The organism is Paraburkholderia sp. A1BS-2L, assembly GCF_051125205.1.
Taxonomy (GTDB): Bacteria; Pseudomonadota; Gammaproteobacteria; order Burkholderiales; family Burkholderiaceae; genus Paraburkholderia.
The window spans coordinates 1,485,874-1,509,187 of record NZ_CP120429.1; the positions used below are offsets into that span (position 1 = coordinate 1,485,874).

A 23,314-nucleotide genomic window follows, 5' to 3' on the forward strand; every position below is an offset into this window, starting at 1 on the left:
GGGTCGCTTGCGGCCCTTTCCTTTTGTTGCGGAGAACGAGATGAAAAAAATCGCGATTGGGCTTCTGGCTGCGGCAGGGCTGGGATTGAGCGGGTGCGCGGTATACGTGCCGCCGCCGGCGGGCGTCGTGGTCGCGCCCCAAGGCGGTCCGGGCAATGGCTTCTGCCCGCCTGGTCAGGCGAAAAAAGGCAACTGCTAGGACCTTTACGTCCCCTCATTCACCGGTGGCGCAAACCGCAGCGCCACCGCAATCCGGTTCCACGCATTGATATTGGCGATGGCGGCCGTCAAGAACGCCAACTGCTCCCCGGGAAACTGCTCCGCCACCTTCCGGTACAGCGCATCGCTCACTCCTTCGTGCACCTTCGAGGTGAGCGCTTCCGTATAGGCCAGCGCGGCTTGCTCGCGCTCGCTATAAAGCGTGGGCGCCTCATGCCACGCAGCCACCAGATCGAGCTTCGCGCGCGCCACGTTCTTTTCGCGCGCGATATTCAAATGAAATTGAATGCAGAACGCGCAGCCATTGATTTGCGACGCGCGGATCTTCAGCAACTCGGTGAGGGTTTTTTCCAGGCCTGAATCGTCGACGGCCTTGCTCATGGTCGAAAGCGCGCTGGCCACCTGGGCGGCTTCGCGCCGGAAGTCTTCGTAGCTGATGCGGGAGGATGGGCTGGACATGACTGGACCTCGCGTCGGTTGCCGGATAACATCAGAGCACGAACATCATATTCGAACTCTGACATCATGCGCAAGACCGCGAAATCCGCGACAAAAACCCAGGGCGAGCGCAGCGCGCCCATTCCCGCCCCCGGCGAAGGCAAGCGTGGCGAGTCCGGCCATATGGGCTATCTGCTACGCCAGGCGGGCGCGGCGCAGCGCTTGCGCATGGAGCGCGCGCTGGCCGATCTCGGCATCACGCCGCCGCAATTCGTGGTGCTGACGATGCTCGCCGCCTATCCCGGCGTGTCCGGCGCCGATCTTGCGCGGCTCGCGGTGCTGACGCCGCAGACGGTTAGCGTGATCGTCGCGAATCTCGAACGCAGCGGCGCGATCGAGCGCCGGCCGCATCCGGTGCACGGCCGCATTCAGCAGATCGAGGTGACGAGTGGGGGCGAGATCTTGCTCAAGCAGTGCCGCGCGCGCGTGAAGAAACTCGAGGCACAGATGACCGAAGGCTTCACCCAGGACGAAGAGCAGGTGATACGCCGCTGGCTCGCGCGTCTGGCGCGCGAAGACGAAGCGGTGTGAGCGTCGTGCCCGGCGCGCGAGCGAGTGCGCACGAATGATCGAGCAGCCCTTCGGCGGTGCCGATGCCGCCTTCCACGTCCAGCCCGCTATTGACGACGAGCCAGCCGTCGCGCGCGGTGTCGGGGCCGGCGCCGGTCACGAGAATCGTCTGCACGGCCATGCTTTGCTTCGGCCCCAGACCGCGCTCGACGATGCGGAAAGGATTGCCCTGATCGGAGAGGCTCATCACGCGCGTGACGCGATAGCGCTTGCCGTCCAGCGTCGTCCAGCGCCACGTGCCGGGCGCGTCGTGGCGATATGGCGCGAGTGCGTCGGCAATATCGTTGCGCATGCAATCGACATGGATGTGCAACTGGTTTTGCGAGCGCCGCTGTGAAGCATTGATTTCGAGGCCGAGTTGTGTGGGCGCGAGCGTCATCTTTAGTTTTGCGTCCACGTAACGGCCCGCGGCCCACGCACCAACCCAGTATTCGGGCGATCCGCCATAGAGAATCTCGGGGCTTTCGATGCCGGGCACGCGGTCGGTCGGGATCAGCAGATATTGCGCGCGCCCGTTGATGTCCTTGAGCACCGCATAGCGCTTCTGGAAATCGACGCTCGTGCAAGGGCCGGGATCGCCTTTGTCGCGCGCGTTCGGCACGCATTGTTCGCCAACGACCTTCCAGAGCCCGTTTGAGTCGAGCGTGGAAAGACGCACGCAACTGGTGGTGAGCAACACGGTGGCCAACGCTGCAGCGAACGAAGCGAAACGCGCGGCACGGAGGGAGGATGCAGCAAAGGAAACTTGAGGCATCGGCGCTATACGGACGTATGAGGCAATTCGGAAATGGGCCGCGCGATGCGCTCGCGCGGGCTCGCCTTGCTGCCGCGAGTGTAGCCGATGCAGTGTGGCGGGTTTATTTACGGCGCGGGTGAAACGTGACGGGTTGTTCGCGCGATGCCGCGCCGGCGCGCGAAGTTGGGTCGGCGGGCCCGCACGTTCCGCAGGTGTCGCAGCCGTCGCCGCAATGGCCGGTGGCGCCTTTGGGCTGCACGAAGCGCCCCATGCGCTGCGCGAATGCACCGCGTTGAGGGCGCAGCAGCGCCGCCGCGGCGGCGGCTTGCCAGCGCGTGGTCGTCTTCGGCGCGAGCTTGCGCAGCGCGGTCCAGAGACTCGCTGCCACCAGCAGCGCGATAACCGCATATTGAAGAACGAGACTCGTGCTCACAGGAAACGGCTCGCGATCTGGTAGGTGATGAACGAGGCTATATAAGCCACCACGAACATATAGCTGAACGAGATCGCCACCGCGCGCCACGAACGCGTTTCGCGGCGGATCACGGCGAGCGTCGACATGCACTGCGGCGCGAACGCGAACCACACCATCAGCGAAAGCGCGCTGGCCACCGAAAAGTTTTGCGCGAGCGTGTGGCCGAGCGCGGCAATGTCGCCGTCGCCGCTCGCCACTGAATAGACTGTCGCGAGGGCGGCCACCGCCGTTTCGCGTGCGGCGAACGCGGGAATGAGCGCGAGGCTCATCTGCCAGTTGAAGCCGAGCGGTGCGAACGGCCATTGCAGCGCGTTGCCCAGATAGCCGGCGATCGTGTAGTCGATGGCGGGCAGCGTCGCGCCTTCGGGCGGCGAGGGGAACGTGGAGATGAACCACATCAGCACGGTCAGCGCGAGGATGATGCCGGTCAGCCGCTTCAGAAAGATCGCGCCGCGTTCCCACAAGCCGATGGCGATGTCGCGTGCGCGCGGCAGGCGGTACGAAGGCAACTCCATCAGCAGCGCCTGCTCGCCATGGTCGCGGCGCAGCTTCTTCATGACCCAGCCCACCGCCATCGCGCCCACGATGCCGGCCGCGTACAGCGCGAACAGCACGAGCCCCTGCAGGTTGAATACGCCGAGTATCAGCCGGTGCGGAATGAACGCGCCGATAAGCAGCGCGTAGACGGGCAGCCGCGCCGAGCATGTCATGAGCGGCGCGACGAGTATTGTGGCGAACCGGTCGCGGGGATCGGAGATGCTGCGCGTGCCCATCACGCCAGGAATCGCGCACGCGAAGCTCGATAGCAAGGGAATGAACGAGCGGCCCGTCAAGCCCACGGAGACCATCAGGCGATCGAGCAGGAAGGCCGCGCGCGGCAGGTAGCCCGATTCCTCCAGCACGAGGATGAAGAAGAACAGCACCAGAATTTCGGGCAAAAAGCCGAGCACGGTGCCCACTCCGCCGAACAGCGCATCGGTGACGAGGCTGCGCAGCGGGCCGTCGGGCAGTGCCGCGCCTGCGGCGGCGCCCAGCCAGCCGAAGCCGTCGCCGATGGCGTCGGTGAGCGGCTTGCCCAGCGAATACACAGCCTGAAACACGAGGAACATCACCACCGCGAGAATCAGCGGGCCCAGCACGGGATGCAGGGCGAAGCGGTCGATGGCGTCGTCGCGCGCATCGGTGGCGCGCGGCATGGTCACGGTCGCGGCGAGAATGCGCCGGACCGTGGTGTGCACATCGGCGCGCGCATCGACGTCGTCGTTCGTGCTGTGTTCGGGTGAAGCGGGCGTCGCATCGTTGCCCACGCGTTCGATCAGCTCGATGAGCCCGTGCGCCCCGCCGCGCCGCACGGCCACGGTTTCGACCACGGGCATGCCGAGTTCGCGCGAGAGCGCGGCGACATCGACTACCACGCCACGGCGTCGCGCAGCGTCCATCATGTTGAGCGCCAGCACGACCGGACGGTCCATGCGTTTGACTTCGAGCACGAAGCGCAAATGCAGGCGCAGGTTGGTGGCGTCGGCCACGCAGACGATCAGGTCGGGCGTGGCCTCGCCCGGATAGCGGCCGAGCAGCACGTCGCGGGTGACGCGCTCGTCGGGGCTGGTCGATTCGAAACTATAGGCGCCGGGCAAGTCGAGCACCTGGATATGGCGGCCGCCCGGCGTGGCAAAGCGGCCTTCCTTGCGCTCGACGGTCACGCCCGCGTAGTTCGCCACCTTCTGGCGCGCGCCCGTGAGCAGATTGAAAAGCGCGGTCTTGCCGCAATTGGGATTGCCGACGAGGGCGATGCGCAACGGTGCCTGGCTCATGCGGCGGCTCCGTGAGCGCCGTCAGCGGTTGCTCCCGCGCTGGCGTTCAGGTTCACGCTCACGCGTTGCGCCTCCGCACGGCGCAGTGCGAAGCGCGTCGAGCCGATCTGCACGAGTAACGGGTCGGCGCCCCACGGCGCGCGCGCCACCACGCGCACGGGCTCGCCGGCCACGAAGCCGAGCTCGCGCAGGCGCTGGGCGATCGGGTCGCGTGCCGAGACATCCTCGACGCACTCGACGCATGCAGCGGCGTTCTTGGGCAGGTCGGTCAACCGCATGGAGAATTCTGTCGTATTGAAATGAGAACGGTTCTCATTGTAACGGCGATGCGGCTGCTTGGGGGCGCAGCCGGGCAGGCTGCTATCGGCGCGAAAGCCGCGCGGAGCGGGGGATCCGGCGCCGGAGCGGGAGCCGGGCGGCTTAGTGTGCCGATTTGCCGCATCGAAGCCCCCCAGCCCTCGGTGCGTCTTCAGTGCCTCTTTAGCGCGTTCAGAGCTTCGAGCCGGTCATCCGGTCCATGCGGACCTTGGGCCTACTGTTGGGCGGATTCAAGTGCAGTGTGCCGGTGATTGCCTTGTCGCCGACGAACGCGTCGTGGAACTGCGCGCCGTTCGGGACTTGCAACGCCAGCATCCTGAACCCGCAGCGTCCGGCACATTCGGGTGAGTCGACGTAATGCCTGAAATTGGCGAGAATGCTGCGCGGGAATATTCATGAGTGGCTCCATCGCTGGCGCCGCTGCTCGATCTGGAAAGCACAATGAAACGACTGTTACTCGCCGCGCTCGCGGCCGCTCTCGCCACCGCCTCGCTCGTCACTGGCGCGCACGCGCAAAGCACTGCGTCCGGGCCATTCGCCACGCCGTCGGGCGAGCTGCAATTCGTGCGCGACGATCGCGATTTCGTGTCGATGCTCAACAGGGAAAAATTCGATCGCTTCGACGCGAAGACGCTTACGCACTTCGACGAGGTCGGTGCGAACGGCACGATCACGCGCACGCTCGTGCAGACGGCTTACGGCCCGGTGGTGTACGACCTGCACCGCAATCCGCCGCTCGTGCAGCGCGCGAACGTGCGCATGACGGTCAAGCGCGTGTTCTGGCAGCCCGACGAAGCGGTGATGCAGAGCCCGGAAGGCTGGTTCCGGCTCAAGAACGGCACGCTAACGAAGCTGCAAGCGACGAAGACGACCTACCACTGATCACGCGCGCGCCGCCATCGTTGTCTTTCGGTTTGGTCGCGGCGCGCGCAACCGCCGCTCAGGCGATTACTGTGCGACCGGCACGGTGACATCGGAGCCGAACCAGTGCTCCGAGATCTTCTTGAGCGTGCCGTCCTGCTTCAGCGAAGTGAGCGCATCGTTGAGCGCTTTCTCGAACTTGGGATTGCCCTTGCGGAACGGGATGCCCATCTCCTGATTGGCGCCCTTGAGCACTGCGCCCGGACGTAGCGGCAACTGCGAAGTCTTGATGATGTACGGCAGCATCAAGCGATCGTCGATGGTGGCGTCGATGCGCTTGGCGGCCAGATCGCGGAGCTTTTCCGGCGCGCCCGGATAGGTTTGCACATTGATGCCCTGCACGGCGCGCGCCATCTGGTCATAGTTCGTGCCGAGCGTGACGCCGAGTTTCTTGTCGCCCTTGAACTCGTCGAGCGACTTGAATTCGCGCTTGTCGTCGGCGCGCTGGATCAACTGGGCCGCGGAATAGGTATAGGGCTGGCTGAAGTCGAGCGCCTGCTGGCGCTGCGGCGTGATGGTCACCTGATTGACGATCACGTCGAATTTTCCGGCTTGCAGCGCCGCGATAATGCCGCTCCATTCGGTCGGAATGAATTCCGGCTTCACGCCGAGCTTGGCCGCCACCGCCTTCGCGACGTCGACGTCGAAGCCCACCAGCTCGCCCTTGCTGTCGCGCGAGTCGAACGGGGGATACGTGCCTTCGAGGCCGATCTTGAGCACGCCGGCTTGTTTCACGCTGTCCAGCAGATCTTCCGCATGAGCGGCAACGGCGGTGAGGCCGAGAGCCGATGCGGCAAGCACGCTGGTAAGAAGGAGCTTCGATAGCTTCATGGCACGTCTCCTGTTTTTTCGAATTGAGGACTGCGGTGGAGTGCGCGATGCCGCGCGAAGGCATATTACCGCGTCAAATTTCCGGTGCCGGCAGCGTCCCCAAAATCTCTTCGAAGGCGAGCCCGATCGCGAGCAGCCGGCGGTCGCTGCCGGTTGGGCCGTCGAGCTCGAGGCCGACTGGCAGGCGCGCATCGGTGAGCCCCGCAGGCAGCGCCAGACCGGGAATGCCCGCGTTGCTCGCGGGATCGGTATTGCGCAGATATGCCTCCAGTTCGTCAATGGGCGCGCCGCCGTCGATCGACACGCTCGACGATCCGTTCATCTCGTCGATCTGCACGGCCGCGAGCCGCGTCGTTGGAAACACCAGCGCATCGAGGCCGCTGGCGGCGAAGGTCTGCGCATAGAGCTGCTGCAGCCGCGGACGCCAGAGCGTCATCGCCGTGGGGTAGTCGCTGCCGCGCGCGTCGGCGAGGATGGCGTCGTAGGCCGCGCGCACGTCCGGGCTCGCGATGCGCGCCGCTACGTCCGCGACGGTCCGCGCGCCCGGGTGGTTTGCGTCGAGCCACGCTTGCAGGTCTTCAATCGGTTCATGCAGCGCGATGGCCATGCTCACGCGGTCGTTGAGCGCGAAAATTTCGCTCATTTCCACGGGCACGAGCGTTACGCCAGCCGCTTCGAGTTTCGCGAGCGCCGCGCGCGCGACGCGCTCGGTCGCGGCTTCCAGGCCCGACCAGAACGGCGCGGGCAAGCCCACGCGCAGGTTCGTCACGGCGGCTCGGGCGAGCGGGCCGTGCCCGGTGATCACGCCGTCGATGAGCGCGACGTCGGCGACGGTGCGCGCCATCGGCCCGACCGTGTCGCGCGTGCGGCTGATCGGCACGACGGCATGCGGGTCGTGGTAGCGGCGCTGCGTGCCGCCGTCGCCCACGCTCGGACGCAAGCCGACGATGCCGCACAGCGCGGCGGGGATGCGCGTGGAGCCGCCGGTGTCGGTGCCGAGCCCGGCCGGCACGATGCGCGCCGCGATGGCGGCGGCCGTGCCGCCCGACGAGCCGCCGGGGATTCGTTCGGGATCCCAGGGATTGCGCACGGGGCCCGCATGCGGTGCGAGATTGGTGCTGGTGATGCCGAACGCGAGCTCGTGCATGTTGGCCTTGCCGAGCACGATCGCGCCCGCATCCACGAGCCGCTGCACCGAGGGCGCGTGGCGCGCGGGCAGGAAGCCTTCGAGCGCGGGCGTGCCCGCGGAGGTTTGCAGGCCGCGCGTATTGATGTTGTCCTTCACGACCACGGGCAGCCCGGCCAGCGGCAGGTGCGCGCGTTCATTCGGTCCGAGCCCGTCGATGCGCTGTGCGGCGGCGAGCGCGCCTTCCACGTCGAGCGTCGTGAGCGCGTTGAGGTTTTCCAGCGCCTGTGCGCGCGCGAGCAAGGTTGCGGCGTAGTCGGTCGCTTTGACCCGCCCTTCGCGAATGGCCGCGACGGCTTGCGTCGCGCTCAGTTCCAGTTGCTGGTCGACAGTCCAGGTCATGCGGTTTCCTCCGCGTGCGGCCGTGCAGGTGGCGGCGCCCGCTATGGCTTCATGAAGCGCAGCGCGAGGCGGGCGAGCGCGGGAACGAGCGTCGGGCGCAAGAGGCGCGAATCGTAGCCGCTCATGCGCTGCTGGTCTTCACGCAGACACAGTTCGATCATCTCGCGCGGCTTGAGCGAGTCGCCCAGCACCTCGCGGTTGGCGGGCAGGAAGTTCGAGTCGTGCGCAACGCCTTCGGCATCGATGCCCCGCGCAATCGCCACGCGATCCCATACCAGTTTGACCCAGATTGCCCCGACTTTCAGCGAGTGCCAGGGCCGGCGCCACCATGGCAAATTCTTGCGATACCACGCCACCCAGTTCACGAAAAAAAGAATATGGCGCGCTTCTTCCTGGATCACGGGCTCGAAGGTTTCGACTAGCGAGGCAGGGAAAAATCCCGAGCGCTGCGCGGAGCGGAACAGGCCGAATGCGAAGAAGCTGTCGATGCATTCGCTGTAGCCCGTGAACATCCACGCCCACTCGGGGTCTTGCGGCGGCGGATAGCCCGGTTCGGGCGCGAGGGCGATGCCATAGGCCTCGACGAGATGCGAGAGCACGACTTTGTGGCGCGCTTCCTCGTCGCCGTCCATCTCGATGGCCGCGCGCAGGAGCGGATCGCTCACGGTGGCCGCATAGGTTTTCACGCGGATCGACGCGCGGCCTTCGGTCTGCACCGCAATGTCCCAGATCGGCAGCGAAGTCAGGCGCCGCAGCGCGTCAGGCTCGAGCGTCGGCCAGTCGAGCACGGCCGGGCGATAGGGATCGTGCGTGTCCAGCAGCATCCGGCAGAACATCGTCCGGTGCTCATCCGATCCGATCCGGATCGGCCCTGGCGTGGCATGAGTCCAGTGCCGCAGCGCGGCGTCCTGGACGGCGAGGGCGCTGTCTTCGTCGTTAGCGCCTTCGGCTGCATGCGTCAGGGTGTCGGACATTGAGCGTAATGGATGGCGGTGATTTGGCTCCTATTCTGTCATATCTGTAAGGGATGGGGAGACCTCACGCGCAGCGTCGCTGCTCGTCGATCCACATGCGTGCCCAGCGGCATGCGTAGGCGAGTGCGTGGCGTTCGTCGAAAAAGTAGTCGAGCGCGTCGAACGAAACGAGTGCGCTGCGCAGCGTTTCCGATGGACTTGCCTCGGTGCCGGATGCCGTCGCGGTTTGCGATGGCGTTTGGGTGGCTGCAAGCGGGCCGATCGTGAGATTGGCGGCGTACAGGCCGTTGGGAAGCCGCTGGGCGCTCGGCGCGACTTCGTAGCCCTTGTAACGGATAGGTGCGTTCATGGCTTCTGGATCCTGCGGGTACTCCTGCCTGGGTGCGTGTTACGCATGGGCGCCTCGTTGCTCGTATGCCGGTACGGGGGAAGCGTAGGGGCTACGGTGCGCACCTGGAACCACTCATTCGTCGCAAGCTAATCACGGGTGGCCGGGAACGGTCAGCAGGTTGATCCGGATGAGGCGAGATTACGGGATGCATTCAATGTGGCCCGTGCAGCGCGGGGCGTCTGTGGTCTGGATGACGCAACGCGCATGCCTGTGTGCGCTAGCGCGCAAATCGCGCAGCGTGGTGAAACACGGGGGGATCGGGACGCGTGCGGAAGGCGCCGCGGCGCGCGCATGGCACGCCGGAAACGCATCAAACGGCGACGCTCAGGCGGTCTTCATTGCGCGCCGCGCCGGCACCCGCTGCGATCGCGCGTGTGGCGCCGGCCTGCGAGGCCGCGCGCTGCGTGTCGGACACAATCCCGAATGCGAGCGCGAACTGTGCGGCTTGCTGGCCGACCATGAAAAGCTGATCGACGACTTTCTCGTCTGAGCATTGATGGGCGCTGTCGAAGCGCGTCTCCAGCGTGTTGATGCCGGCGCCGAATGGCGTCGGCCAGCCGCGCAGCGCATGCACGATCGAGCGCAGCGAGGTGAGCACCGAGCCCGCGGCTTGCCAGCCATAGGCGGTCACGATGCAGCCCACGGCGCGGCCGTCGAGATAGGGGCGGGCGTCGGCGCGCAGTTCCTCGAGCGTGTCGAGCGCGTTCTTCACGAGGCCCGAAACGCCGCCGTGATAGCCGGGCGTGCCGATGATGACGGCGTCCGCCGCGCGCACGGCGTCGATCAGTTCGCGCTGGGCGTCGGTGAGCGTGGCGTTTTCGGGGGCGTAATGAGGCAGGCTGTGCAAGAAGGTGCCGCCGAACAGCCGCGTGCGCGCGCCGGCCTGCTCCGCGCCGCGCAGCGCGAAGGCGAGCGCGCGCTCGGTCGACGACGCTTCGCGCGTCGTGCCGCCAATGCCAACGACGAGCGGGCGGTGTCTGGAATCGGGGATGCTCAAGGGGTGCTCCTGGGATTCATGGCCGGGGTCGAGGCCCAAAGCGCCATCTTAGTGAGCACGCCGCGTGGCGCGAAACGACTTTTTTTTCTAAGGATATGCCCACGAGGCGGGGTGGCTGTGCATGCCACTCGCGATATGCATAGCTGAAAGCATTGGTTGGTGCGCTTCAGGAGAACTGCGAGGATGGAACGGTCTCCTGTCGATGGGACTTGGCGCTTTGGCACTTACTCTGGTCCCATGCAAAGCGCTGGCCCCATGCGGAGCACATGAGCATCTCCTTGACATGGGATTCGGCCCCGCACCGCAAGGTGACGGGGCTCTTTTTTATCTGCGGATTTACCCGGCGAGCAGGCTCTGGGACGGCGGCGCTCAGCGCGCGCCAGCGGCGGACGGAGCGATGGACAAGGGCGCGAGCGGGCTTTGTGCACGGCGCGCGGGCGCGGCATAGCTCACTTGCAGAACGTTGCCGTCGGGACCGATCTGGGGTGGGATGAAGGGCACGCGGTCGCGGTTCGACTTCGAGCCGTTGGGCGCAGCGTTGTTGGGCAGCATCGGCACGGTAGCCGCCGAAGCGCGCACTGCGGGCTCGGCGATCTTGCGCGTATCGAGCCTGCCGGTGCTGGCGAGCTTGTGCTTCGTGCCGTGGTGCGCGTGCGCCTTCTTGTCGGGTGTGGACGGATGCGCGCCGGGCAGGCGTGCCTCGGGCTGACGCGCCTCGGGCGGATTCCAGACCTCGGTGTAATGTTCCCCAGCGAGCGCGGTGGATGCGAGGACGCACAGCAAGGTCCCCGTCAAGATGAATCGCACGTCGTGATCTCCGTATCGGTGAGCCGGCCCGCCTTGCCACATCGGCCTCGCGCGATGCGAGACTGGCGCGCCCGCCCGAGGGGAGGGCGCGGCGCGGAAGGCCGGCTGCACGCACTGTACATTCGTACAGAGGTGAATGCAAACGTTTGACGGAGCATCCCACACCAATGTTGCGTGGATGTTGCGCCGGGATTGCGTCCGGGTGGCGTCGATGCGGTAACCGATGTGCGAGCGTCTCGGCTCAGGCCTCGGGCGTGGCGCGGCCATGCCGGCCGAGCCAATGGCCATAGCTGTGCGGCGAGAAAGCGAGCGTGAGCACGATCATCGCGGAGATGGAAATCGCGAGCATGATCCATGCGCCCGTGAAGCCGCCGGTGAGGTCGCGCACGCGGCCGGCCACGACTGGCGCGATCGCCGCGATCACGAAGCCGAGCCCCTGCACGAACGCGACGAGGCTGGCGGCGATGCGGTGGTCGCCCGAGTGGTCGAGCGCGGTCACGAGCGAGACCGAGAAGGTGCCCCCGAGCCCCGCACCCGCGAATGCGACCCACAGGACCGGTGCGGCCTCGGGCCAGGCCGTGAGGCCGATGATGCCGATCAGTTGCGCGGCGAGCCCGGCGATGAGCCAGGGGCGGCGGTCCGCGAAGCGGGCTGCCGCAAGCGGCAGCAGCAGCGCGCAGACGGCCTGGAAGACGGTCATGGCGGCGAGCAGCGAGCCGCTGGCCGCCACGCTCGCACCGTGTTGCTGATAGTAGGCGGGCAGCCAGGCCACGAGGCTCGTATAGCCGCCGTTCACGAGGCCGAAGTGCAGGCCGAGCGTCCACGCGCGGCGCTTGCGCCAGACCGGCACGTGGGCGCTGGCGGCGGCCGCGCTTGTGCCGGGATGGGCTGCCTGCCTGGTGCGGGTTTGCGCGCCGCGGTTGAGCCCGACCCACAGCGCGAGCGCGGCGAGCGCGGGCAGCGCCCAGATGGCGAGCCCCGTGTGCCACGAGCCGCCAAGGTGCACGGCCAGCGGGCTCAGACTCGCGCCAAGGCCGCCGCCGCCCATGATCGATGCCGAAAAGAGCCCCATCGCGAGCGGCACGCGGTGTGCGAAGCGCTGCTTCATCACGGCGGGCAGCAGCGCCTGAATGGCCGCGACACCTGCGCCGGCCGCAGTGGCCGTGAGCATGAGCGTGCCGCCCGTCGAGGCGAACGCGCGCGCGGCACAGGCCGCCGCGATTGTGACGAGGCCGAGCGCCACGCCGCGGGTCTCGCCCAGGCGCCGCGCGAGCATGCCGGTGCCGAATGCGCCCAGTCCCATCGCGACTACGGGCAGGCTCGTGAGCAGCGAGGCGCCGTAGAACGACAGGCCGGTGGCATCGCGGATGGTCGCCATGAGCGGACTGATCGACGTGAGCAGCGGCCGCAGGTTCAACCCGATGGCGACGATGGCGGCGTACCAGACGAGCGCACTCGTGCGCGCCGACACGACGGCCGTGGCGCGCTGGCAAGAGTCAAAAGGGTCTGAAGTCGTGCTCATCGGGTCAACCTTAATTGCAACTTTTGGTTAACCATTATACAAAATGATTGTCGACAATGATGCCGGCTGCTGCTATGCCGGGTATAGCGCGAGAATTCGTGGCGGCGCGCGCACTGCGTATTTCATCGGTGGATGCGCGTCGCTACAATGCCGCCTGATTCCGTTCGCATGCGCGATTTCACATGGCTTCTACAACACGGTCTGCACGATCCATCCGCGCGGGCGAGCCGCCTCACGCTGCTCACCTCGACGAAGCGGCCGGCAAACCTGCCGAGCCCGCTCCAGGCGAAAGTGCCGACGACGTCGAAGCACTCGTCTACGCCTCCATCAACTCGGCGCTGCTGCAAGGCAAGCTCGCGCCGGGCCAGCAGCTCGTGGAGCGCGAGCTCGCGGCGGCGTTCGGCTGCACGCGCGGCGCGCTGCGCAAGGTGCTTGCACGCCTCGGTTTCGAAGGCAAGCTCGTGCTCGAACCCAATCGCGGCGCATTCGTGCCGTCGCCGTCCGAGGAAGATATCCGCGCCACCTACCGCGCGCGCCAGGTGGTGGAGGCGGGCGTGGCTGTGACGCTGTGCGGCGCGCTCGACGCGGGCATGCGCCGCAAGCTCGCCGCGCACGTGCGCAGCGAGAAGAAGGCGCTGCGCGAGGGCCGCGTGGACGAAGCGGTGCGCCTCGCAGGCCAGTTCCATCTGATCCTGACCGAGCTTGCGGGCGGCGCGTCGCTGGTGGCGGCGCTCGCGCAACTCGTCGCGCGCACGGAGCTCTACAAGGCGCTTTTCGATCCGTCGAAGGCCACCTCATGCGCGCCCGACGAGCACGGGCAGATCATCGCAGCGCTGGAGGCCGGCGACCAAGCGGCGGCGCTCACGACCCTGCGCGAGCACCTTGCCGAAATCGAGGAGCGCGTGGTGCGCCAGGCGCGGGCGCGCCGCGATCTGAAAGCCGTGTTCGCCGATTTCGCAACTTGAGCGCCGGCGCGCACCGGCGAACGCCTTGCCCCTGCTTGCCGGCTACTTCTGCTTTTCGCGTTCGCGCCGGAAAAATTCGAGTTCTTCGGCCATGGCGCGCGCGACCGCCGGGCGCTCGCGCATGCGCCGCGCGTAATCGGCAACGGCGGGCCAGTGCGCGAGATCGATGCCGGCATACGGCGCCCAGTTGAGTACGGTAACGAGATAGGCGTCGGCGACGCTGAACGCATCGAGCAAATACGCGCGCCCCGTCAGATGCGCTTCGAGCCGTGCGAAGCGCCGCTCCACCTTGTCGCGCGCATAGCGCTTCACCGGTTCTTCCACACCTTGCCCCAGCAGCGGCACGAACACGGCCTTGTGCAGCTCCGTACCGATAAAGCCGAGCCATTCCTGCATGCGCGCACGCTCGCGCGTGCCGGCGGGCGGCGCGAGCTGTGCCTGCGGAAAGCGGTCGGCGACCCACGGCAGCACGGCGGTGTTCTCGGTCAGCGTCCAGCCGTCGTCCTCGCGCAGCACCGGCACCTGGCCGAGCGCGGTGACGGCGTAAAAGTCGCCGCCCTCCGCCATGCGTTTGGACTGCGTATCGACTTGAATGAAGCGGGCGGTTGCGTTCGCTTCATAGAGCGCGATGCGCGTGGCGAGCGAGCACGCGAGCGGGGAAAAGTACAGTTCCATCGTCATCCTCCGTGGCAGCGTTGCGCGCGACGGCGGTGGCCGGCGTGGCGCTGATCTGCGGCACGCCGGCGCAAGCCAGCGCGCCCTGGGGGAGCCGTCCGATCCGTTGTTAAACTACGCGTTTGCGCGATCGGCGCGATCGACGAGGAAAAGAAAATGGTGCGTTATCGGCACTACAAGGGTGGCATCTACGAACTGGTTTGCGAGGCGACGCTCGAATCCGATCCATCGGTCACGATGATCGTGTACCGGGCAGCGAACGGCACGATCTGGACACGGCCCGCCTCCGTTTTCTTCGAACAGGTCGAATTCGAAGGCGCGCTCGTGCCGCGATTCGCCCCTGTCAACTAACGCTTTTTACTTACGAGGCTCGTCTCGCAATGCGTCTATTGATTGCACTCGTTTTGCCCTGGTTGCTGTTCTTCACGATTGGCCGGCCGATCGCCGGCATCATCTGCCTGATCCTGCAATGCACGTTGATCGGCTGGATTCCCGCCGCCATCTGGGCCGTGTACTCGCTCAGCCAATTCAAGACCGATCAGAAGATCGACGCTGCGCTGGGTCGCCGCAATTAAATACAAATCATGAAGTGGATGGATGGTGGATTAGGGGAATGCGGCCGGCCGTGCGGTTACATTCTTAACTCATGCTCACAATTCGGCGAGAACCTAAGACGAGCGCCACTTTCTTACAGACGGAAAGGAGGAGCTTCGTCATGTTCAAGTATGCGCTGATGGCTGGCGCTGTCGCCCTGCTCGCAGGGTGTGTGGCGCCGGGTTACGACTACGGTTACGGTCAACCCGGTTATGACAATTACGGCTACGCGCCGGGCTATGGCCAGCCGGTTTACGGCGGCATGAATGTCGGCATCTGGGGCGGCGGGGATAGTTATCGCGATCGCGATTACGATCGTCGTGGCTGGAACGACAGCGGTCGTGGCGGATGGTGGGGCCGGCCCACCGGCGATTCGCGCAGCTGGCATGGCGGCGATCGCGGTGGCGATTCGAACGGCTGGCGCGGCGGCGGCAACCGTGGCGGCGATTCGAATGGCTGGCACGGCGGTGGCCGAGGTGGCGATTCGAACGGCTGGTCCGGCGGCGGTCGCGGTGGCGACTCGGGCGGCTGGCGAGGCGGCGGTGGCCGCGGCGGCGACGCGAATAGCTCGCGTGGCGGTGGCGGAGGCCGTGGCGGGTCGTGGAGCAGTGGCCGCACTGGCAACGGTAACGGCGATGGAGAAATCCACGAAAGCCGTCACTGACCGTCACGGCTGATCTGGCAGGAGCATCGCGCCGATACAGCAATGGTAAAAACAATCAGGCCCGCCGCTCTCACGAGCGGCGGGCCTTATTCATTTCGGCGCTGCCTGGCGGGGGAAAACGCAGGGCAACCGTGTGGGAATTACTGACCCGATTGCGAAGTGCCGGTCGTCGACGGACCGTAAGCCGTATTGGACTTCTCGGCGGCAATGCGCGCTTCTGCTGCCTGAATGTTTTGCGGATAGTGCATCCAGTCGCTCGGATCGTAGCCTGCTGCGCGCAGCTGGGCGAGTTCGGCGCGGACTTCTGCACGCGTGACGGGTTGCTGTTGCTGCGCTTGAGCGAACGAAAGTACCGGAACAGCGGCGATGGCGGCAAACACTGCAGCCTTGATAAACGAATTCATAACAATGACCTCCAAGTTCTTTTTTAGTGGCTCGCACGATGGCGTGACCCATGGCAGCACTGTAGGGCTTCTTGGACTAAGGGTAAATACTAATAAAGCGAATTCAGTGTTCTTCCAGATGAAATAATCCGCGCCACGATTCGTCTGATTATTTCGATCGCGAAGCCGGCCAGAAACTGTCTTTGGAGGCGTATTCGAGCCGCCAGGCGTCCGGATTATTGCGAAATTTGCAACTGGAATTCGCCGTAATCACGCTATATCCGGCACTGGAGCTTGCCTAGAATCCAGTCAACGCCTGCGCTGCACGACACGATCCCGCACCCAGGCGATTCATACAATTTCGGAGGTAATCGTCATGAAGTCGCTCATTCAAGCCGTTGTCATCGCCACTGCCTGCGCCGCGCCGCTGGCCGCTTTCGCCCAGTCCAGCCAGGGTCTCACGCGCGATCAGGTGCGCGCCCAACTCGTCGAATTCCAGCAGACCCAGCGCAATCAGAATATGGTTACGGCAGCCGCAGCCACGCCCGTTGCCGAGGGCGACAGCGCGTACGGCGGCGTGAGCAACTCCACGTCAATGGCCGGCGCGCGCTACGTTTCCGAGGCGGCTCGCAAGGGTTCGCAATCGGTGTATTTCGGCGGCCAGTAACGCCGTCCGCCAGGGCGCTATCCACCGGGGCACCCGCCGCCGGGGTGCCGTCCGCCGGCTTCCGCATAAGGCAACCGGCCCGCGATGTGACGTCGCGGGCCGGTTTTGCTTTTTGGGCGGGCGCGGCCTGCAAAAACTACAAAAGCTCGGCGTCGGGCACGTCGAGTACGAGATCCGTGCGCGCCACGGCTACGCAGGTCAGCACGTAGCCCTCGGCTTTTTCTTCGCGTGACAGCCCCGGCCATTCGATCGTGAAGCTCGCCTCGCCGCTCACGACGCGGCACAGGCAGGTGCGGCACGTGCCATTGCGGCACAGGCGCGGCAGGCGGATGCCGGCGAAGGCGGCGGCCTCGAGCAGCGTCAGTTCGGGCGGCGCCTCGAACGTGCAGCCCAGCGGCTCCACACGCACGAGCGGCACCGCTGGCGTTGCGGGCAAGTCGTGGGCGCTCATGAGACCGATACCCCCAGCAAGTGGCCCGCGCCCGCCGTGAACGCGGCAGCGGCGAGGCCGATGGCGATCTGCCGGAACGCAGAGAATGCCGCGCTGCGTCCATTGAACAGCGACGTGAACACGCCAACGGCAGCGAGGCCGAGCGTGCTCAGCGCGACGCACTGGACGATGGCTGCCGTGCCGTGCGCCCAGAGGAACGCTGCTGTCGGAAACGCCGCGCCCAGCGCGAACAGGCAGAACGACACGGCTGCGGCCGTCCACGGATTGCCGCCCAGCTCTTTCGGATCGATGCCCAGTTCCTCGCGCGCGAGCGTGTCGAGTGCCTCGTCCTTGTCGCGCATGATCTGCGCGGCTACGCGGCGGGCTTCGTCGGCGTCGACGCCCTTGGCCTGATAAATGAGCGCGAGTTCGTGGCGCTCGGCGTCGGGGGTGTGCTCGAGCTCGTCGGCTTCCTTGGCGAGCTGGGTGCGCGCGAGTTCGCGCGCGTTGGTCACCGAAAGCCATTCGCCGAGCGCCATCGAGCACGCGCCCGCGACCAGCCCGGCGAGGCCCGTCAGCAGGATCGCCCGGTTGGCGCTGCCCGCGCCGGCCACGCCCATGATCAGGCAGAAGTTCGAAACGAGTCCGTCGTTCGCGCCGAGCACGGCGGCGCGCAGGTCGTTGCCCGAGGTCGCGCCTTTGTGCCACGACTCGGCGCCCGCGATCTGTGCGCCCTTCGACTGGCCGTGCGTGCGCTTGCTCGCGACGATCGACTGGACGATCGCGGCGTGCTGATGTTCCTGTGCCGAGAGCGTTTCCGCGCCGGGCTCGCGCGCGTAGCGGTCGCGGTCGGCGTATTCGGCGGCTGCGACGGTGGGCAGCACGAGCGAGGGGCCGAAGATGCGTGTAAGCGTTTGCAAGAGATGTGTCTTCGCGCTGCGCCGGTGCGAGCGCACGCGTACCCCGTTGGCGGCGAGCTTGTCGTGCCAGACCTGGGCGTGCTCGCGTTCCGACGCCGCGAGCTCGGCAAAGATCTGGCGGCGGCCGGCGTCTTTTTCGACGGCGCTGAGCGTGTCGTAGACAGCGGCGCTGTCGAGTTCGTCGGCGAGATTGCGCCGGTAGCGGTGGAGTTCCTGGGCGGAGGCCATGATGCGCGTGGGAAATGCGTTCCAGCGAAGCTTAACCTGGCTCGTTTCGCCGCGCGTGGCACTTGCGTGCTTCCGGCGGACCGCGCGCGTCCCTCAGCGCCGCCGCAGATGCCGATAAACCGTATTGCGCGCGAGCCCCAATTCGCGCGCTGCCGCCGAGACGTTGCCGTGGTGGCGCGAGAGCGCATCGTCGATCAGGCGCGCCTGCCAGTCCGCGAGGCGCGCGGGCCGCGAGGCATCGACGCTTTCCTTTGGAGCGCAGGCGGCGAAAGGCGCAGGCGCGCCATGCGTCTCGCCGGTCGATGCGCCCGACGCGTTGGCGTCATCGCCGGCGGGCGCGCAGTCGTGCGCGAGATCTTCGGGCAGATGCGCGAGGTCGATGGCGTCTTCGCCTTCGGCCATGATCGCGGCGGTGCGCAGCACAGCGCGCCGGCGACCGCCGCGCCCGGCGTGCCGCGCGCGAGCACGCGCACGCCGCTTGGCGGCGTGAGCGCGATGAGCTCGTCGCGCGCTTCGCTGCGTGCGCGCATGAGCTGCGTCTGAACGCCGGAAACGGCTCACCGAACAGCGCCTCGAAACCGCGCTGCTGCAATGCCGCAAGCGACGCGCTGAACCGAACTGGAACAGCGCACCGCGGTTGGCGCATAGCAGCGTGCCATCGGCGGAGAAAGCGGCCAGTCCTTCGTACAACGTACCGATGAATTCCGCGCGCGCATGAAATTGCAGCTTAATCGCGCCCGCGAATTCGGTCTTGAACAGATGGTTCTCGATCACCTGCGCCGACATGCGCACGAGCGCGAGCGTGTGCGTGTGCGCGCCGTGCGATTCCCCGCTCGCGTCGAGCGCGCCGCAGCGTGCGGCCCCACGGATCGGCGATGGGCGGGCACGAGCAAGTGAGGATGTGGTTCGAGTGCAAGAAGTGCTCGCCCGCGTGAATCGTGGTGGGCTGGCCGTCGACGAGCGCCGTGCCGATCGCATTGGTGCCGCGGTCGCGCTCGGCCCACGAGACGCCCGGGCTCAACGCCACGCGCCGCGCCTTTTCGACAAAGCCAGTGTCGCCGAGGCTGTGCAGGATCACGCCGTTGCGGTCGGTGAGCAGCACCATGCTTTCGGTTCGACGATCTGCGCGTGCAGCGCATCCATCACGGGCCGCGCCTGGGCGTAGAGCGTGCGCTTCGCGTCGATCAGCTCGCGCAGATCGGTACGGCCGAGCGGCCGGAAATCCGGCGTTTCGGCGACGCGCAGACCGATGGCGCGCGAGCGCGCGTGCGCTTGCGCGATCATGTCCGCGCGGGCCCTCTTGGGGGCTGGACGGTGACGGAGGGGTGTCGGGTCACGCGTGTCTCCAAATTTGATTTGACGCTGCACCGGGCGTTGCGCCGCAGCATCCCGATGCGCTCCCGCATCGGTCGGGTCATGGCACAGGAAGGCGGGCGTGCGCCCAGGCGATTGCGGGCCAATTCTGCCGCCCGCGGCCAGGTGCGGAGTGGGCGTCGCAACCTCGGCATCACGTGCGGCTTGCCTTTGCGCACACGAGTGCCAGGATGAAGACAAGGGCGTGCGCATGCGCGTCCCGGCGGCGGCGCAGCGGGTATGACGGGGTCTTTGGCGCGGCCGCGGCGTCTTGCGGAGGGGCTGTCATGGTCCAAGGCGAATTGAGGATCCTGGTGGCGGCGCTCGCCGTCTTTGTCGCGCTCGCGGGTCTCGCGGTCGCGATTCACGGCTTGCTCTTCGACGAGTCTCGGGTCGTGCTGTACGGCATGACGATCGTGTCATGCGGCATCGTCGCGTTCGTGGCGATGCTCACCGTGCACCCGAAGGACATCGAGATCGAGCATCGACGGCATCGCGAGTCGTGAGCGCGTGTGATGTTGCAGTGCGCCATGCCGCGTGCGGCGCGGAACGTGCTTGCGCGCGCAACGGCCGGTTCGCAAAACGCTGAAGAAACGCCGGAAAAACCCGGCCGCGCGAATCTTTTCGCGCGTGTGACAAAGTCGCCCTTGCGGGTCGCGCGAAGTATCCTAAAGTGAATCCAGACGGCCGCCGCAATCGTGTCGAACGTAGCGACACTTGCGGCGGTCGGCATTTGATCCGCGCGTATGCCGAGGAGGTGCATCGTACAAGCGCGGCCCGCTGACCCTCAACCTAAGGCCATTCCCATGCAGATCCAGTTTCCGAATGAGGCGCCCGAGTACTCGGGACCCGATTTGACCTTGGCGTTTCCGGCAATGATCGATGGAGAGCGGGTGGAATGTACGATCACGGCGGCGGCGCTGGAGGACCACTTCGGCGCGGCGTCCCCGCGCGCGGAAGACATGCTTGACGCTTTCGATCACCATCGCGAGCGCATCGAGGCGGTCGCGCGCCGCCTGCTTTCCGAAACGCGCGCACAATGCCTTACGCTGCGCAGCGGCTACGTGCGCTTCGTGCAGGCGCACGGCGCGGCGTCCTGAATTTTCTGTTGCTGGTGTTTCGAGATTCCCCCGCGACCTGACAGAGGCCGCGGGGCGTTTGCGTTTATTTTCTGCGCGGGCTCGCGCGTGCGCGTCAGATCATGCGGCGCAGCGTGTTGTCGCGGAACATCACGTGGTGCGCGATGGCCGCGAGCGCGTGAATGCCGATGATCCAGTAGAACGCGTTGCCGATGAATTCGTGCGCGGCCTTGACGGCCTTGCGCGCGACCGGGTCCGCGCTCACCAGCATGATCTGCAGGTCGATGCCGGCGAGCGTGACGGGCTTGCCGGCCAGATTGATCGTCAGGATGCCGAGCACAGGCTGCACGAAGATGAACACATAAAGCGCCACGTGCACGAGCCGCGAAAGGAACGTGAGCAGGCGGTTCGAATCGATGTCCTGCGGCGCGCCTTCCCACATGCGCCAAAACAGGCGCAGCACGGCGAGCGCGAGCACGAGCGTGCCCGCCCAGTAGTGCACATTGCTCCAGAACACCCGGCTGTCCGAGCCTTTGGGGCCGCGCACTTCGATGGCGAGATAGGCCAGCGCGACGAGCAGGAAGACAGCCCAGTGAAAGAAGATTGCGGGCTTCGAGTAGCGTTCTGCGGAGGCGGGGTAGGTGGCCACGGGGCGGCTCCTTTTGGATGGATCGTTATCGTCGGGATGGTCGAGTATCCGTATGATAAGGATGCCGCCGTGCACCGTGCGGCTGCGTGGCCGGAATCCTTGATATGGCTCCGCCGGATCCGCATCACGGGCGCACGCCGCCGGGGCGTGCGCGAACACCAGAGATCTGAAGGACTTACGCCGAGCCCAGGTAGAAATAGCGGAACAGGAAGACCGCCGCGATGATCCAGACGATCGGGCGCACCTGGCGCATGCGGCCCGTCAGCAGTTTCAGGCCTGCATACGAGATGAAGCCGAAGGCCACGCCGTTCGCGATCGAATACGTGAACGGCATCGCGAGCGCCGTGAGCGCGGCGGGCACGACTTCGGTGGCGTCGTCCCAGGGCAGCTCGGCGAGCTCGCGCAGCATCAGGCACGACACATAGAGCAGCGCCGGCGCCGTGGCGTAGGCGGGCACCACGCCCGCGAGCGGCGCGACGAACAGGCTCGCGAGAAACAGCACGGCCACGGTGAGCGCCGTCACGCCTGTACGCCCGCCCGCCTGCACGCCCGAAGCGCTTTCGATATAGGCCGTGGTCGACGAGGTGCCGAGCACCGAGCCCGCGAGAATCGCGGTGCTGTCCGCGAGCAGCGCGCGGTTCAGACGGTGCATCTTGCCGTGCACGAGCAGGCCGGCGCGGTTGGCCACGCCCATCAGCGTGCCGGTTGCGTCGAACAGCTCCACGAGGAAGAACACGAGCACCACGTTCAGGATGCCGGTCGAGAGCGCGGCCTTGATGTCGAGATGCGCGAAGGTGGGCGCGATCGAGGGCGGCGCCGAAAAGATGCCGTGGAACTGATTGCCGCCGAAGAAGAACGAGAGGATCGTCACGCCCACGATGCCGATCAGGATCGCGCCGCGCACCTTGAGCACGTCGAGCGTGACGATGGCGAAAAAGCCGACGATCGCGAGCAGGGTGTGCGGGTCGTGCAGGTTGCCGAGCTCGACGAGCGTGGCCGGGCTCGCGACGATCACGCCGGACGTCTTGAGCGAGATGATCGCGAGAAAGAGTCCGATGCCGGCCGTGATCGACACGCGGATCGAATGCGGAATCCCGTTGATGATGGCCTCGCGCACGCGCAGCAGCGTGACCACGAAGAACAGGCACCCGGAGATGAACACCGCGCCGAGCGCCGCCTCCCACGTGAAGCCCATGCCCTTGACGACGGCGTACGCGAAGTACGCGTTCAGGCCCATGCCGGGCGCGAGCGCGATCGGGTAGTTCGCATAGAGCCCCATGATGATCGAGGCGAGCGCCGAGACGAGGCAGGTGGCGACGAACACGGCGTCTTTCGGCATGCCGGCATCGCCGAGAATCGCCGGGTTCACGAAGATGATGTACGCCATCGTGAGAAAGGTGGTAAAGCCGGCTAGCACTTCGGTGCGCAGGTTCGTGCCTGCTTCTTCGAATCCGAAATAGCGTTTGATGGCGTCCATGGAGGTTGAGCCTCGAGAGTCGTGCGGGTTGTTCGTTTTGGCGTTCGGCGAGGGCGAGAGACGATGGGACGTCGCCCGCGGGGCCGGCTCACGCGTTGATGGGCGCGATTGTAAACAATTGTTCCGCGAGCGCAGAAAAGCTTGGACGAGCGTGGAAGGGCCGCAACAGTTTGCCGTGCGTCAAGTGAGTCGGCTGTGGGAAGCGGCGCGTGCGGGCTTGTTCAGCCGGCAAAAAAGCGCAAAACGGGAGCATCGGTCCGCGCTTGCTGGCGGATCGGTGCTCCCGTAAAAGGGAGGGCCTTCAGCGTAATGCGCTTACTGCGGCGATTGCGGCATCATTCCCGAAGCGCGGCGTTGCGCGACGATTGCCGCGGCGCGCTGGGCGTTTTCGGGGTAGTGAATCCAGTCGAGCGGATCGTAGCCCGCCGCGCGCCAATCAGCGAGGTCTGCGCGTACCTGGGCGCGCGTCATTGGGCCCGACGAATTGTACGGTTGGCTCAGCGCGCTTGCCGACACAACGCAACAAGCCGCTGCCAGCACGCCAAGCGTCACACGCGAAAGAGTGTTCATGGTCATGCCTTTCGTATTAGGGATAACCCTAAAATTATAGGTCTTATCTCGCTAATAGT

31 protein-coding genes and 1 pseudogene are annotated in these 23,314 nt (G+C 66.3%); 10 read left to right on the top strand and 22 right to left on the bottom strand.

Translation table 11 applies throughout. From position 1 onward, the window contains the following. Positions 1 to 40: 40 nt before the first annotated feature. Complete coding sequence (locus P5W98_RS21425) at positions 41 to 199, top strand: hypothetical protein (RefSeq protein ID WP_421042716.1); 159 nt, start codon at positions 41 to 43, stop codon at positions 197 to 199. A gap of 5 nt (positions 200 to 204) precedes the next feature. On the opposite strand, the gene P5W98_RS21430 is transcribed toward P5W98_RS21425, so the two are convergent. After that, entirely contained in the window at positions 205 to 678 is a 474-nt protein-coding gene (locus P5W98_RS21430) for a carboxymuconolactone decarboxylase family protein (RefSeq protein ID WP_421026090.1), read from the bottom strand. 66 nt (positions 679 to 744) lie between these two features. On the opposite strand from P5W98_RS21430, the gene P5W98_RS21435 reads away from it, so the two are divergent. Continuing rightward, a complete protein-coding gene (locus tag P5W98_RS21435) occupies positions 745 to 1,248 on the top strand; it encodes a MarR family winged helix-turn-helix transcriptional regulator (RefSeq protein WP_421026089.1) in 504 nt (167 codons plus the stop codon). Here the strand turns inward: P5W98_RS21435 and P5W98_RS21440 are convergent. The 5 genes from P5W98_RS21440 to P5W98_RS21460 all read right to left on the bottom strand — a co-directional run bounded on the left by P5W98_RS21440 (position 1,178) and on the right by P5W98_RS21460 (position 4,936). Then, positions 1,178 to 1,966, bottom strand: a complete 789-nt coding sequence (locus tag P5W98_RS21440) for a CDP-diacylglycerol diphosphatase (RefSeq protein ID WP_421026088.1) — start codon at positions 1,964 to 1,966, stop codon at positions 1,178 to 1,180. The genes P5W98_RS21435 and P5W98_RS21440 overlap by 71 nt on opposite strands. Positions 1,967 to 2,144: 178 nt before the next feature. Further along, positions 2,145 to 2,456: a DUF6587 family protein gene (locus P5W98_RS21445; protein WP_421026087.1), complete on the bottom strand. Its 312-nt coding sequence runs from the start codon at positions 2,454 to 2,456 to the stop codon at positions 2,145 to 2,147. Continuing rightward, positions 2,453 to 4,312 (bottom strand): ferrous iron transporter B, encoded by a 1,860-nt coding sequence (feoB, locus tag P5W98_RS21450; RefSeq protein WP_421026086.1) that lies wholly within the window; start codon positions 4,310 to 4,312, stop codon positions 2,453 to 2,455. The genes P5W98_RS21445 and feoB overlap by 4 nt, the downstream gene beginning before the upstream one ends. Beyond that, the gene (locus P5W98_RS21455) at positions 4,309 to 4,590 is read right to left on the bottom strand and encodes a FeoA family protein (protein WP_421026085.1); all 282 of its coding nucleotides are present in this window, start codon (positions 4,588 to 4,590) and stop codon (positions 4,309 to 4,311) included. Before P5W98_RS21455 ends, feoB begins: the two co-directional genes overlap by 4 nt. Positions 4,591 to 4,801: 211 nt before the next feature. Beyond that, entirely contained in the window at positions 4,802 to 4,936 is a 135-nt protein-coding gene (locus P5W98_RS21460; protein ID WP_421026084.1) for a hypothetical protein, read from the bottom strand. Positions 4,937 to 5,071: 135 nt separating this feature from the next. Here P5W98_RS21460 and P5W98_RS21465 point away from each other — a divergent pair, with 135 nt between their 5' ends. Further along, the gene (locus P5W98_RS21465) at positions 5,072 to 5,512 is read left to right on the top strand and encodes a hypothetical protein (protein ID WP_421026083.1); all 441 of its coding nucleotides are present in this window, start codon (positions 5,072 to 5,074) and stop codon (positions 5,510 to 5,512) included. Between the two features lie 66 nt (positions 5,513 to 5,578). Here P5W98_RS21465 and P5W98_RS21470 read toward each other — a convergent pair whose 3' ends face one another. The 7 genes from P5W98_RS21470 to P5W98_RS21500 all read right to left on the bottom strand — a co-directional run bounded on the left by P5W98_RS21470 (position 5,579) and on the right by P5W98_RS21500 (position 12,601). Further along, on the bottom strand, positions 5,579 to 6,382 hold the full coding sequence (locus P5W98_RS21470) for a transporter substrate-binding domain-containing protein (RefSeq protein ID WP_421026082.1): 804 nt from the start codon (positions 6,380 to 6,382) through the stop codon (positions 5,579 to 5,581). 73 nt (positions 6,383 to 6,455) lie between these two features. Next, positions 6,456 to 7,910: an indoleacetamide hydrolase gene (gene iaaH / locus P5W98_RS21475; protein WP_421026081.1), complete on the bottom strand. Its 1,455-nt coding sequence runs from the start codon at positions 7,908 to 7,910 to the stop codon at positions 6,456 to 6,458. Between the two features lie 41 nt (positions 7,911 to 7,951). Further along, positions 7,952 to 8,884 carry a ferritin-like domain-containing protein gene (locus P5W98_RS21480; RefSeq protein WP_421026080.1) on the bottom strand — a complete coding sequence of 311 codons (933 nt, stop codon included), beginning with the start codon at positions 8,882 to 8,884 and terminating at the stop codon, positions 7,952 to 7,954. 64 nt (positions 8,885 to 8,948) lie between these two features. Then, positions 8,949 to 9,233, bottom strand: a complete 285-nt coding sequence (locus P5W98_RS21485) for a transcriptional regulator (RefSeq protein WP_421026079.1) — start codon at positions 9,231 to 9,233, stop codon at positions 8,949 to 8,951. 352 nt (positions 9,234 to 9,585) lie between these two features. Beyond that, positions 9,586 to 10,272: an NADPH-dependent FMN reductase gene (locus P5W98_RS21490; RefSeq protein ID WP_421026078.1), complete on the bottom strand. Its 687-nt coding sequence runs from the start codon at positions 10,270 to 10,272 to the stop codon at positions 9,586 to 9,588. Positions 10,273 to 10,641: 369 nt separating this feature from the next. Continuing rightward, positions 10,642 to 11,079, bottom strand: a complete 438-nt coding sequence (locus tag P5W98_RS21495) for a hypothetical protein (protein WP_421026077.1) — start codon at positions 11,077 to 11,079, stop codon at positions 10,642 to 10,644. A gap of 241 nt (positions 11,080 to 11,320) precedes the next feature. After that, positions 11,321 to 12,601 (bottom strand): cyanate transporter, encoded by a 1,281-nt coding sequence (locus P5W98_RS21500; RefSeq protein WP_421026076.1) that lies wholly within the window; start codon positions 12,599 to 12,601, stop codon positions 11,321 to 11,323. Between the two features lie 182 nt (positions 12,602 to 12,783). Between P5W98_RS21500 and P5W98_RS21505 the strand changes: the two genes are divergently transcribed. Then, positions 12,784 to 13,566 carry a GntR family transcriptional regulator gene (locus P5W98_RS21505; RefSeq protein ID WP_421026075.1) on the top strand — a complete coding sequence of 261 codons (783 nt, stop codon included), beginning with the start codon at positions 12,784 to 12,786 and terminating at the stop codon, positions 13,564 to 13,566. A 42-nt stretch (positions 13,567 to 13,608) separates the two neighbouring features. Here P5W98_RS21505 and P5W98_RS21510 read toward each other — a convergent pair whose 3' ends face one another. Next, on the bottom strand, positions 13,609 to 14,241 hold the full coding sequence (locus P5W98_RS21510) for a glutathione binding-like protein (RefSeq protein WP_421026074.1): 633 nt from the start codon (positions 14,239 to 14,241) through the stop codon (positions 13,609 to 13,611). 156 nt (positions 14,242 to 14,397) lie between these two features. On the opposite strand from P5W98_RS21510, the gene P5W98_RS21515 reads away from it, so the two are divergent. The 3 genes from P5W98_RS21515 (at position 14,398) to P5W98_RS21525 (ending at position 15,499) form a co-directional block, all read left to right on the top strand. Then, the gene (locus P5W98_RS21515; RefSeq protein WP_035528235.1) at positions 14,398 to 14,592 is read left to right on the top strand and encodes a DUF1653 domain-containing protein; all 195 of its coding nucleotides are present in this window, start codon (positions 14,398 to 14,400) and stop codon (positions 14,590 to 14,592) included. Between the two features lie 29 nt (positions 14,593 to 14,621). Beyond that, positions 14,622 to 14,816 carry a YqaE/Pmp3 family membrane protein gene (locus P5W98_RS21520; protein WP_035527789.1) on the top strand — a complete coding sequence of 65 codons (195 nt, stop codon included), beginning with the start codon at positions 14,622 to 14,624 and terminating at the stop codon, positions 14,814 to 14,816. Positions 14,817 to 14,956: 140 nt separating this feature from the next. Next, positions 14,957 to 15,499: a hypothetical protein gene (locus P5W98_RS21525; protein WP_421026073.1), complete on the top strand. Its 543-nt coding sequence runs from the start codon at positions 14,957 to 14,959 to the stop codon at positions 15,497 to 15,499. A 140-nt stretch (positions 15,500 to 15,639) separates the two neighbouring features. Here the strand turns inward: P5W98_RS21525 and P5W98_RS21530 are convergent, their stop codons facing one another. Next, positions 15,640 to 15,903 carry a DUF4148 domain-containing protein gene (locus P5W98_RS21530; protein WP_421026072.1) on the bottom strand — a complete coding sequence of 88 codons (264 nt, stop codon included), beginning with the start codon at positions 15,901 to 15,903 and terminating at the stop codon, positions 15,640 to 15,642. A gap of 355 nt (positions 15,904 to 16,258) precedes the next feature. On the opposite strand from P5W98_RS21530, the gene P5W98_RS21535 reads away from it, so the two are divergent. Next, the gene (locus P5W98_RS21535; protein ID WP_421026071.1) at positions 16,259 to 16,549 is read left to right on the top strand and encodes a DUF4148 domain-containing protein; all 291 of its coding nucleotides are present in this window, start codon (positions 16,259 to 16,261) and stop codon (positions 16,547 to 16,549) included. 136 nt (positions 16,550 to 16,685) lie between these two features. Here the strand turns inward: P5W98_RS21535 and P5W98_RS21540 are convergent, their stop codons facing one another. The 4 genes and pseudogenes from P5W98_RS21540 to P5W98_RS21555 form a co-directional block, all read right to left on the bottom strand. After that, complete coding sequence (locus P5W98_RS21540) at positions 16,686 to 17,000, bottom strand: 2Fe-2S iron-sulfur cluster-binding protein (RefSeq protein WP_421026070.1); 315 nt, start codon at positions 16,998 to 17,000, stop codon at positions 16,686 to 16,688. After that, positions 16,997 to 18,127 (bottom strand): VIT1/CCC1 transporter family protein, encoded by a 1,131-nt coding sequence (locus P5W98_RS21545; protein WP_421026069.1) that lies wholly within the window; start codon positions 18,125 to 18,127, stop codon positions 16,997 to 16,999. The genes P5W98_RS21540 and P5W98_RS21545 overlap by 4 nt, the downstream gene beginning before the upstream one ends. A 93-nt stretch (positions 18,128 to 18,220) precedes the next feature. Further along, complete coding sequence (locus tag P5W98_RS21550) at positions 18,221 to 18,529, bottom strand: helix-turn-helix domain-containing protein (RefSeq protein WP_421026068.1); 309 nt, start codon at positions 18,527 to 18,529, stop codon at positions 18,221 to 18,223. After that, positions 18,499 to 19,411: pseudogene (locus P5W98_RS21555) on the bottom strand (sigma-54-dependent Fis family transcriptional regulator); the annotation flags it as partial. The gene P5W98_RS21550 and the pseudogene P5W98_RS21555, both read right to left, overlap by 31 nt. Positions 19,412 to 19,767: 356 nt before the next feature. On the opposite strand from P5W98_RS21555, the gene P5W98_RS21560 reads away from it, so the two are divergent. Beyond that, positions 19,768 to 19,986: a DUF2964 family protein gene (locus tag P5W98_RS21560; RefSeq protein WP_421026067.1), complete on the top strand. Its 219-nt coding sequence runs from the start codon at positions 19,768 to 19,770 to the stop codon at positions 19,984 to 19,986. A 300-nt stretch (positions 19,987 to 20,286) separates the two neighbouring features. Further along, complete coding sequence (locus P5W98_RS21565) at positions 20,287 to 20,580, top strand: DUF1488 domain-containing protein (RefSeq protein ID WP_421026066.1); 294 nt, start codon at positions 20,287 to 20,289, stop codon at positions 20,578 to 20,580. Between the two features lie 94 nt (positions 20,581 to 20,674). Here P5W98_RS21565 and P5W98_RS21570 read toward each other — a convergent pair whose 3' ends face one another. The 3 genes from P5W98_RS21570 to P5W98_RS21580 form a co-directional block, all read right to left on the bottom strand. Beyond that, positions 20,675 to 21,208: a cytochrome b gene (locus tag P5W98_RS21570; RefSeq protein ID WP_421026065.1), complete on the bottom strand. Its 534-nt coding sequence runs from the start codon at positions 21,206 to 21,208 to the stop codon at positions 20,675 to 20,677. A gap of 175 nt (positions 21,209 to 21,383) precedes the next feature. After that, positions 21,384 to 22,685 (bottom strand): NCS2 family permease, encoded by a 1,302-nt coding sequence (locus tag P5W98_RS21575; protein ID WP_421026064.1) that lies wholly within the window; start codon positions 22,683 to 22,685, stop codon positions 21,384 to 21,386. Positions 22,686 to 23,000: 315 nt separating this feature from the next. Next, entirely contained in the window at positions 23,001 to 23,255 is a 255-nt protein-coding gene (locus tag P5W98_RS21580; RefSeq protein ID WP_421026063.1) for a DUF4148 domain-containing protein, read from the bottom strand. Between the last annotated feature and the right edge of the window lie 59 nt (positions 23,256 to 23,314).

Bases quoted from the DNA above. Each gene is read 5' to 3' on its own strand.
- P5W98_RS21425 (WP_421042716.1), top strand. From the start codon at position 41: ATGAAAAAAATCGCGATTGGGCTTCTGGCTGCGGCAGGGCTGGGATTG.
- P5W98_RS21430 (WP_421026090.1), bottom strand. From the start codon at position 678: ATGTCCAGCCCATCCTCCCGCATCAGCTACGAAGACTTCCGGCGCGAA.
- P5W98_RS21435 (WP_421026089.1), top strand. From the start codon at position 745: ATGCGCAAGACCGCGAAATCCGCGACAAAAACCCAGGGCGAGCGCAGC.
- feoB (WP_421026086.1), bottom strand. From the start codon at position 4,312: ATGAGCCAGGCACCGTTGCGCATCGCCCTCGTCGGCAATCCCAATTGC.
- P5W98_RS21455 (WP_421026085.1), bottom strand. From the start codon at position 4,590: ATGCGGTTGACCGACCTGCCCAAGAACGCCGCTGCATGCGTCGAGTGC.
- P5W98_RS21465 (WP_421026083.1), top strand. From the start codon at position 5,072: ATGAAACGACTGTTACTCGCCGCGCTCGCGGCCGCTCTCGCCACCGCC.
- P5W98_RS21470 (WP_421026082.1), bottom strand. From the start codon at position 6,382: ATGAAGCTATCGAAGCTCCTTCTTACCAGCGTGCTTGCCGCATCGGCT.
- iaaH (WP_421026081.1), bottom strand. From the start codon at position 7,910: ATGACCTGGACTGTCGACCAGCAACTGGAACTGAGCGCGACGCAAGCC.
- P5W98_RS21480 (WP_421026080.1), bottom strand. From the start codon at position 8,884: ATGTCCGACACCCTGACGCATGCAGCCGAAGGCGCTAACGACGAAGAC.
- P5W98_RS21485 (WP_421026079.1), bottom strand. From the start codon at position 9,233: ATGAACGCACCTATCCGTTACAAGGGCTACGAAGTCGCGCCGAGCGCC.
- P5W98_RS21500 (WP_421026076.1), bottom strand. From the start codon at position 12,601: ATGAGCACGACTTCAGACCCTTTTGACTCTTGCCAGCGCGCCACGGCC.
- P5W98_RS21505 (WP_421026075.1), top strand. From the start codon at position 12,784: ATGGCTTCTACAACACGGTCTGCACGATCCATCCGCGCGGGCGAGCCG.
- P5W98_RS21510 (WP_421026074.1), bottom strand. From the start codon at position 14,241: ATGGAACTGTACTTTTCCCCGCTCGCGTGCTCGCTCGCCACGCGCATC.
- P5W98_RS21515 (WP_035528235.1), top strand. From the start codon at position 14,398: ATGGTGCGTTATCGGCACTACAAGGGTGGCATCTACGAACTGGTTTGC.
- P5W98_RS21520 (WP_035527789.1), top strand. From the start codon at position 14,622: ATGCGTCTATTGATTGCACTCGTTTTGCCCTGGTTGCTGTTCTTCACG.
- P5W98_RS21525 (WP_421026073.1), top strand. From the start codon at position 14,957: ATGTTCAAGTATGCGCTGATGGCTGGCGCTGTCGCCCTGCTCGCAGGG.
- P5W98_RS21530 (WP_421026072.1), bottom strand. From the start codon at position 15,903: ATGAATTCGTTTATCAAGGCTGCAGTGTTTGCCGCCATCGCCGCTGTT.
- P5W98_RS21535 (WP_421026071.1), top strand. From the start codon at position 16,259: ATGAAGTCGCTCATTCAAGCCGTTGTCATCGCCACTGCCTGCGCCGCG.
- P5W98_RS21540 (WP_421026070.1), bottom strand. From the start codon at position 17,000: ATGAGCGCCCACGACTTGCCCGCAACGCCAGCGGTGCCGCTCGTGCGT.
- P5W98_RS21545 (WP_421026069.1), bottom strand. From the start codon at position 18,127: ATGGCCTCCGCCCAGGAACTCCACCGCTACCGGCGCAATCTCGCCGAC.
- P5W98_RS21550 (WP_421026068.1), bottom strand. From the start codon at position 18,529: ATGGCCGAAGGCGAAGACGCCATCGACCTCGCGCATCTGCCCGAAGAT.
- P5W98_RS21560 (WP_421026067.1), top strand. From the start codon at position 19,768: ATGGTCCAAGGCGAATTGAGGATCCTGGTGGCGGCGCTCGCCGTCTTT.
- P5W98_RS21565 (WP_421026066.1), top strand. From the start codon at position 20,287: ATGCAGATCCAGTTTCCGAATGAGGCGCCCGAGTACTCGGGACCCGAT.
- P5W98_RS21575 (WP_421026064.1), bottom strand. From the start codon at position 22,685: ATGGACGCCATCAAACGCTATTTCGGATTCGAAGAAGCAGGCACGAAC.
- P5W98_RS21580 (WP_421026063.1), bottom strand. From the start codon at position 23,255: ATGAACACTCTTTCGCGTGTGACGCTTGGCGTGCTGGCAGCGGCTTGT.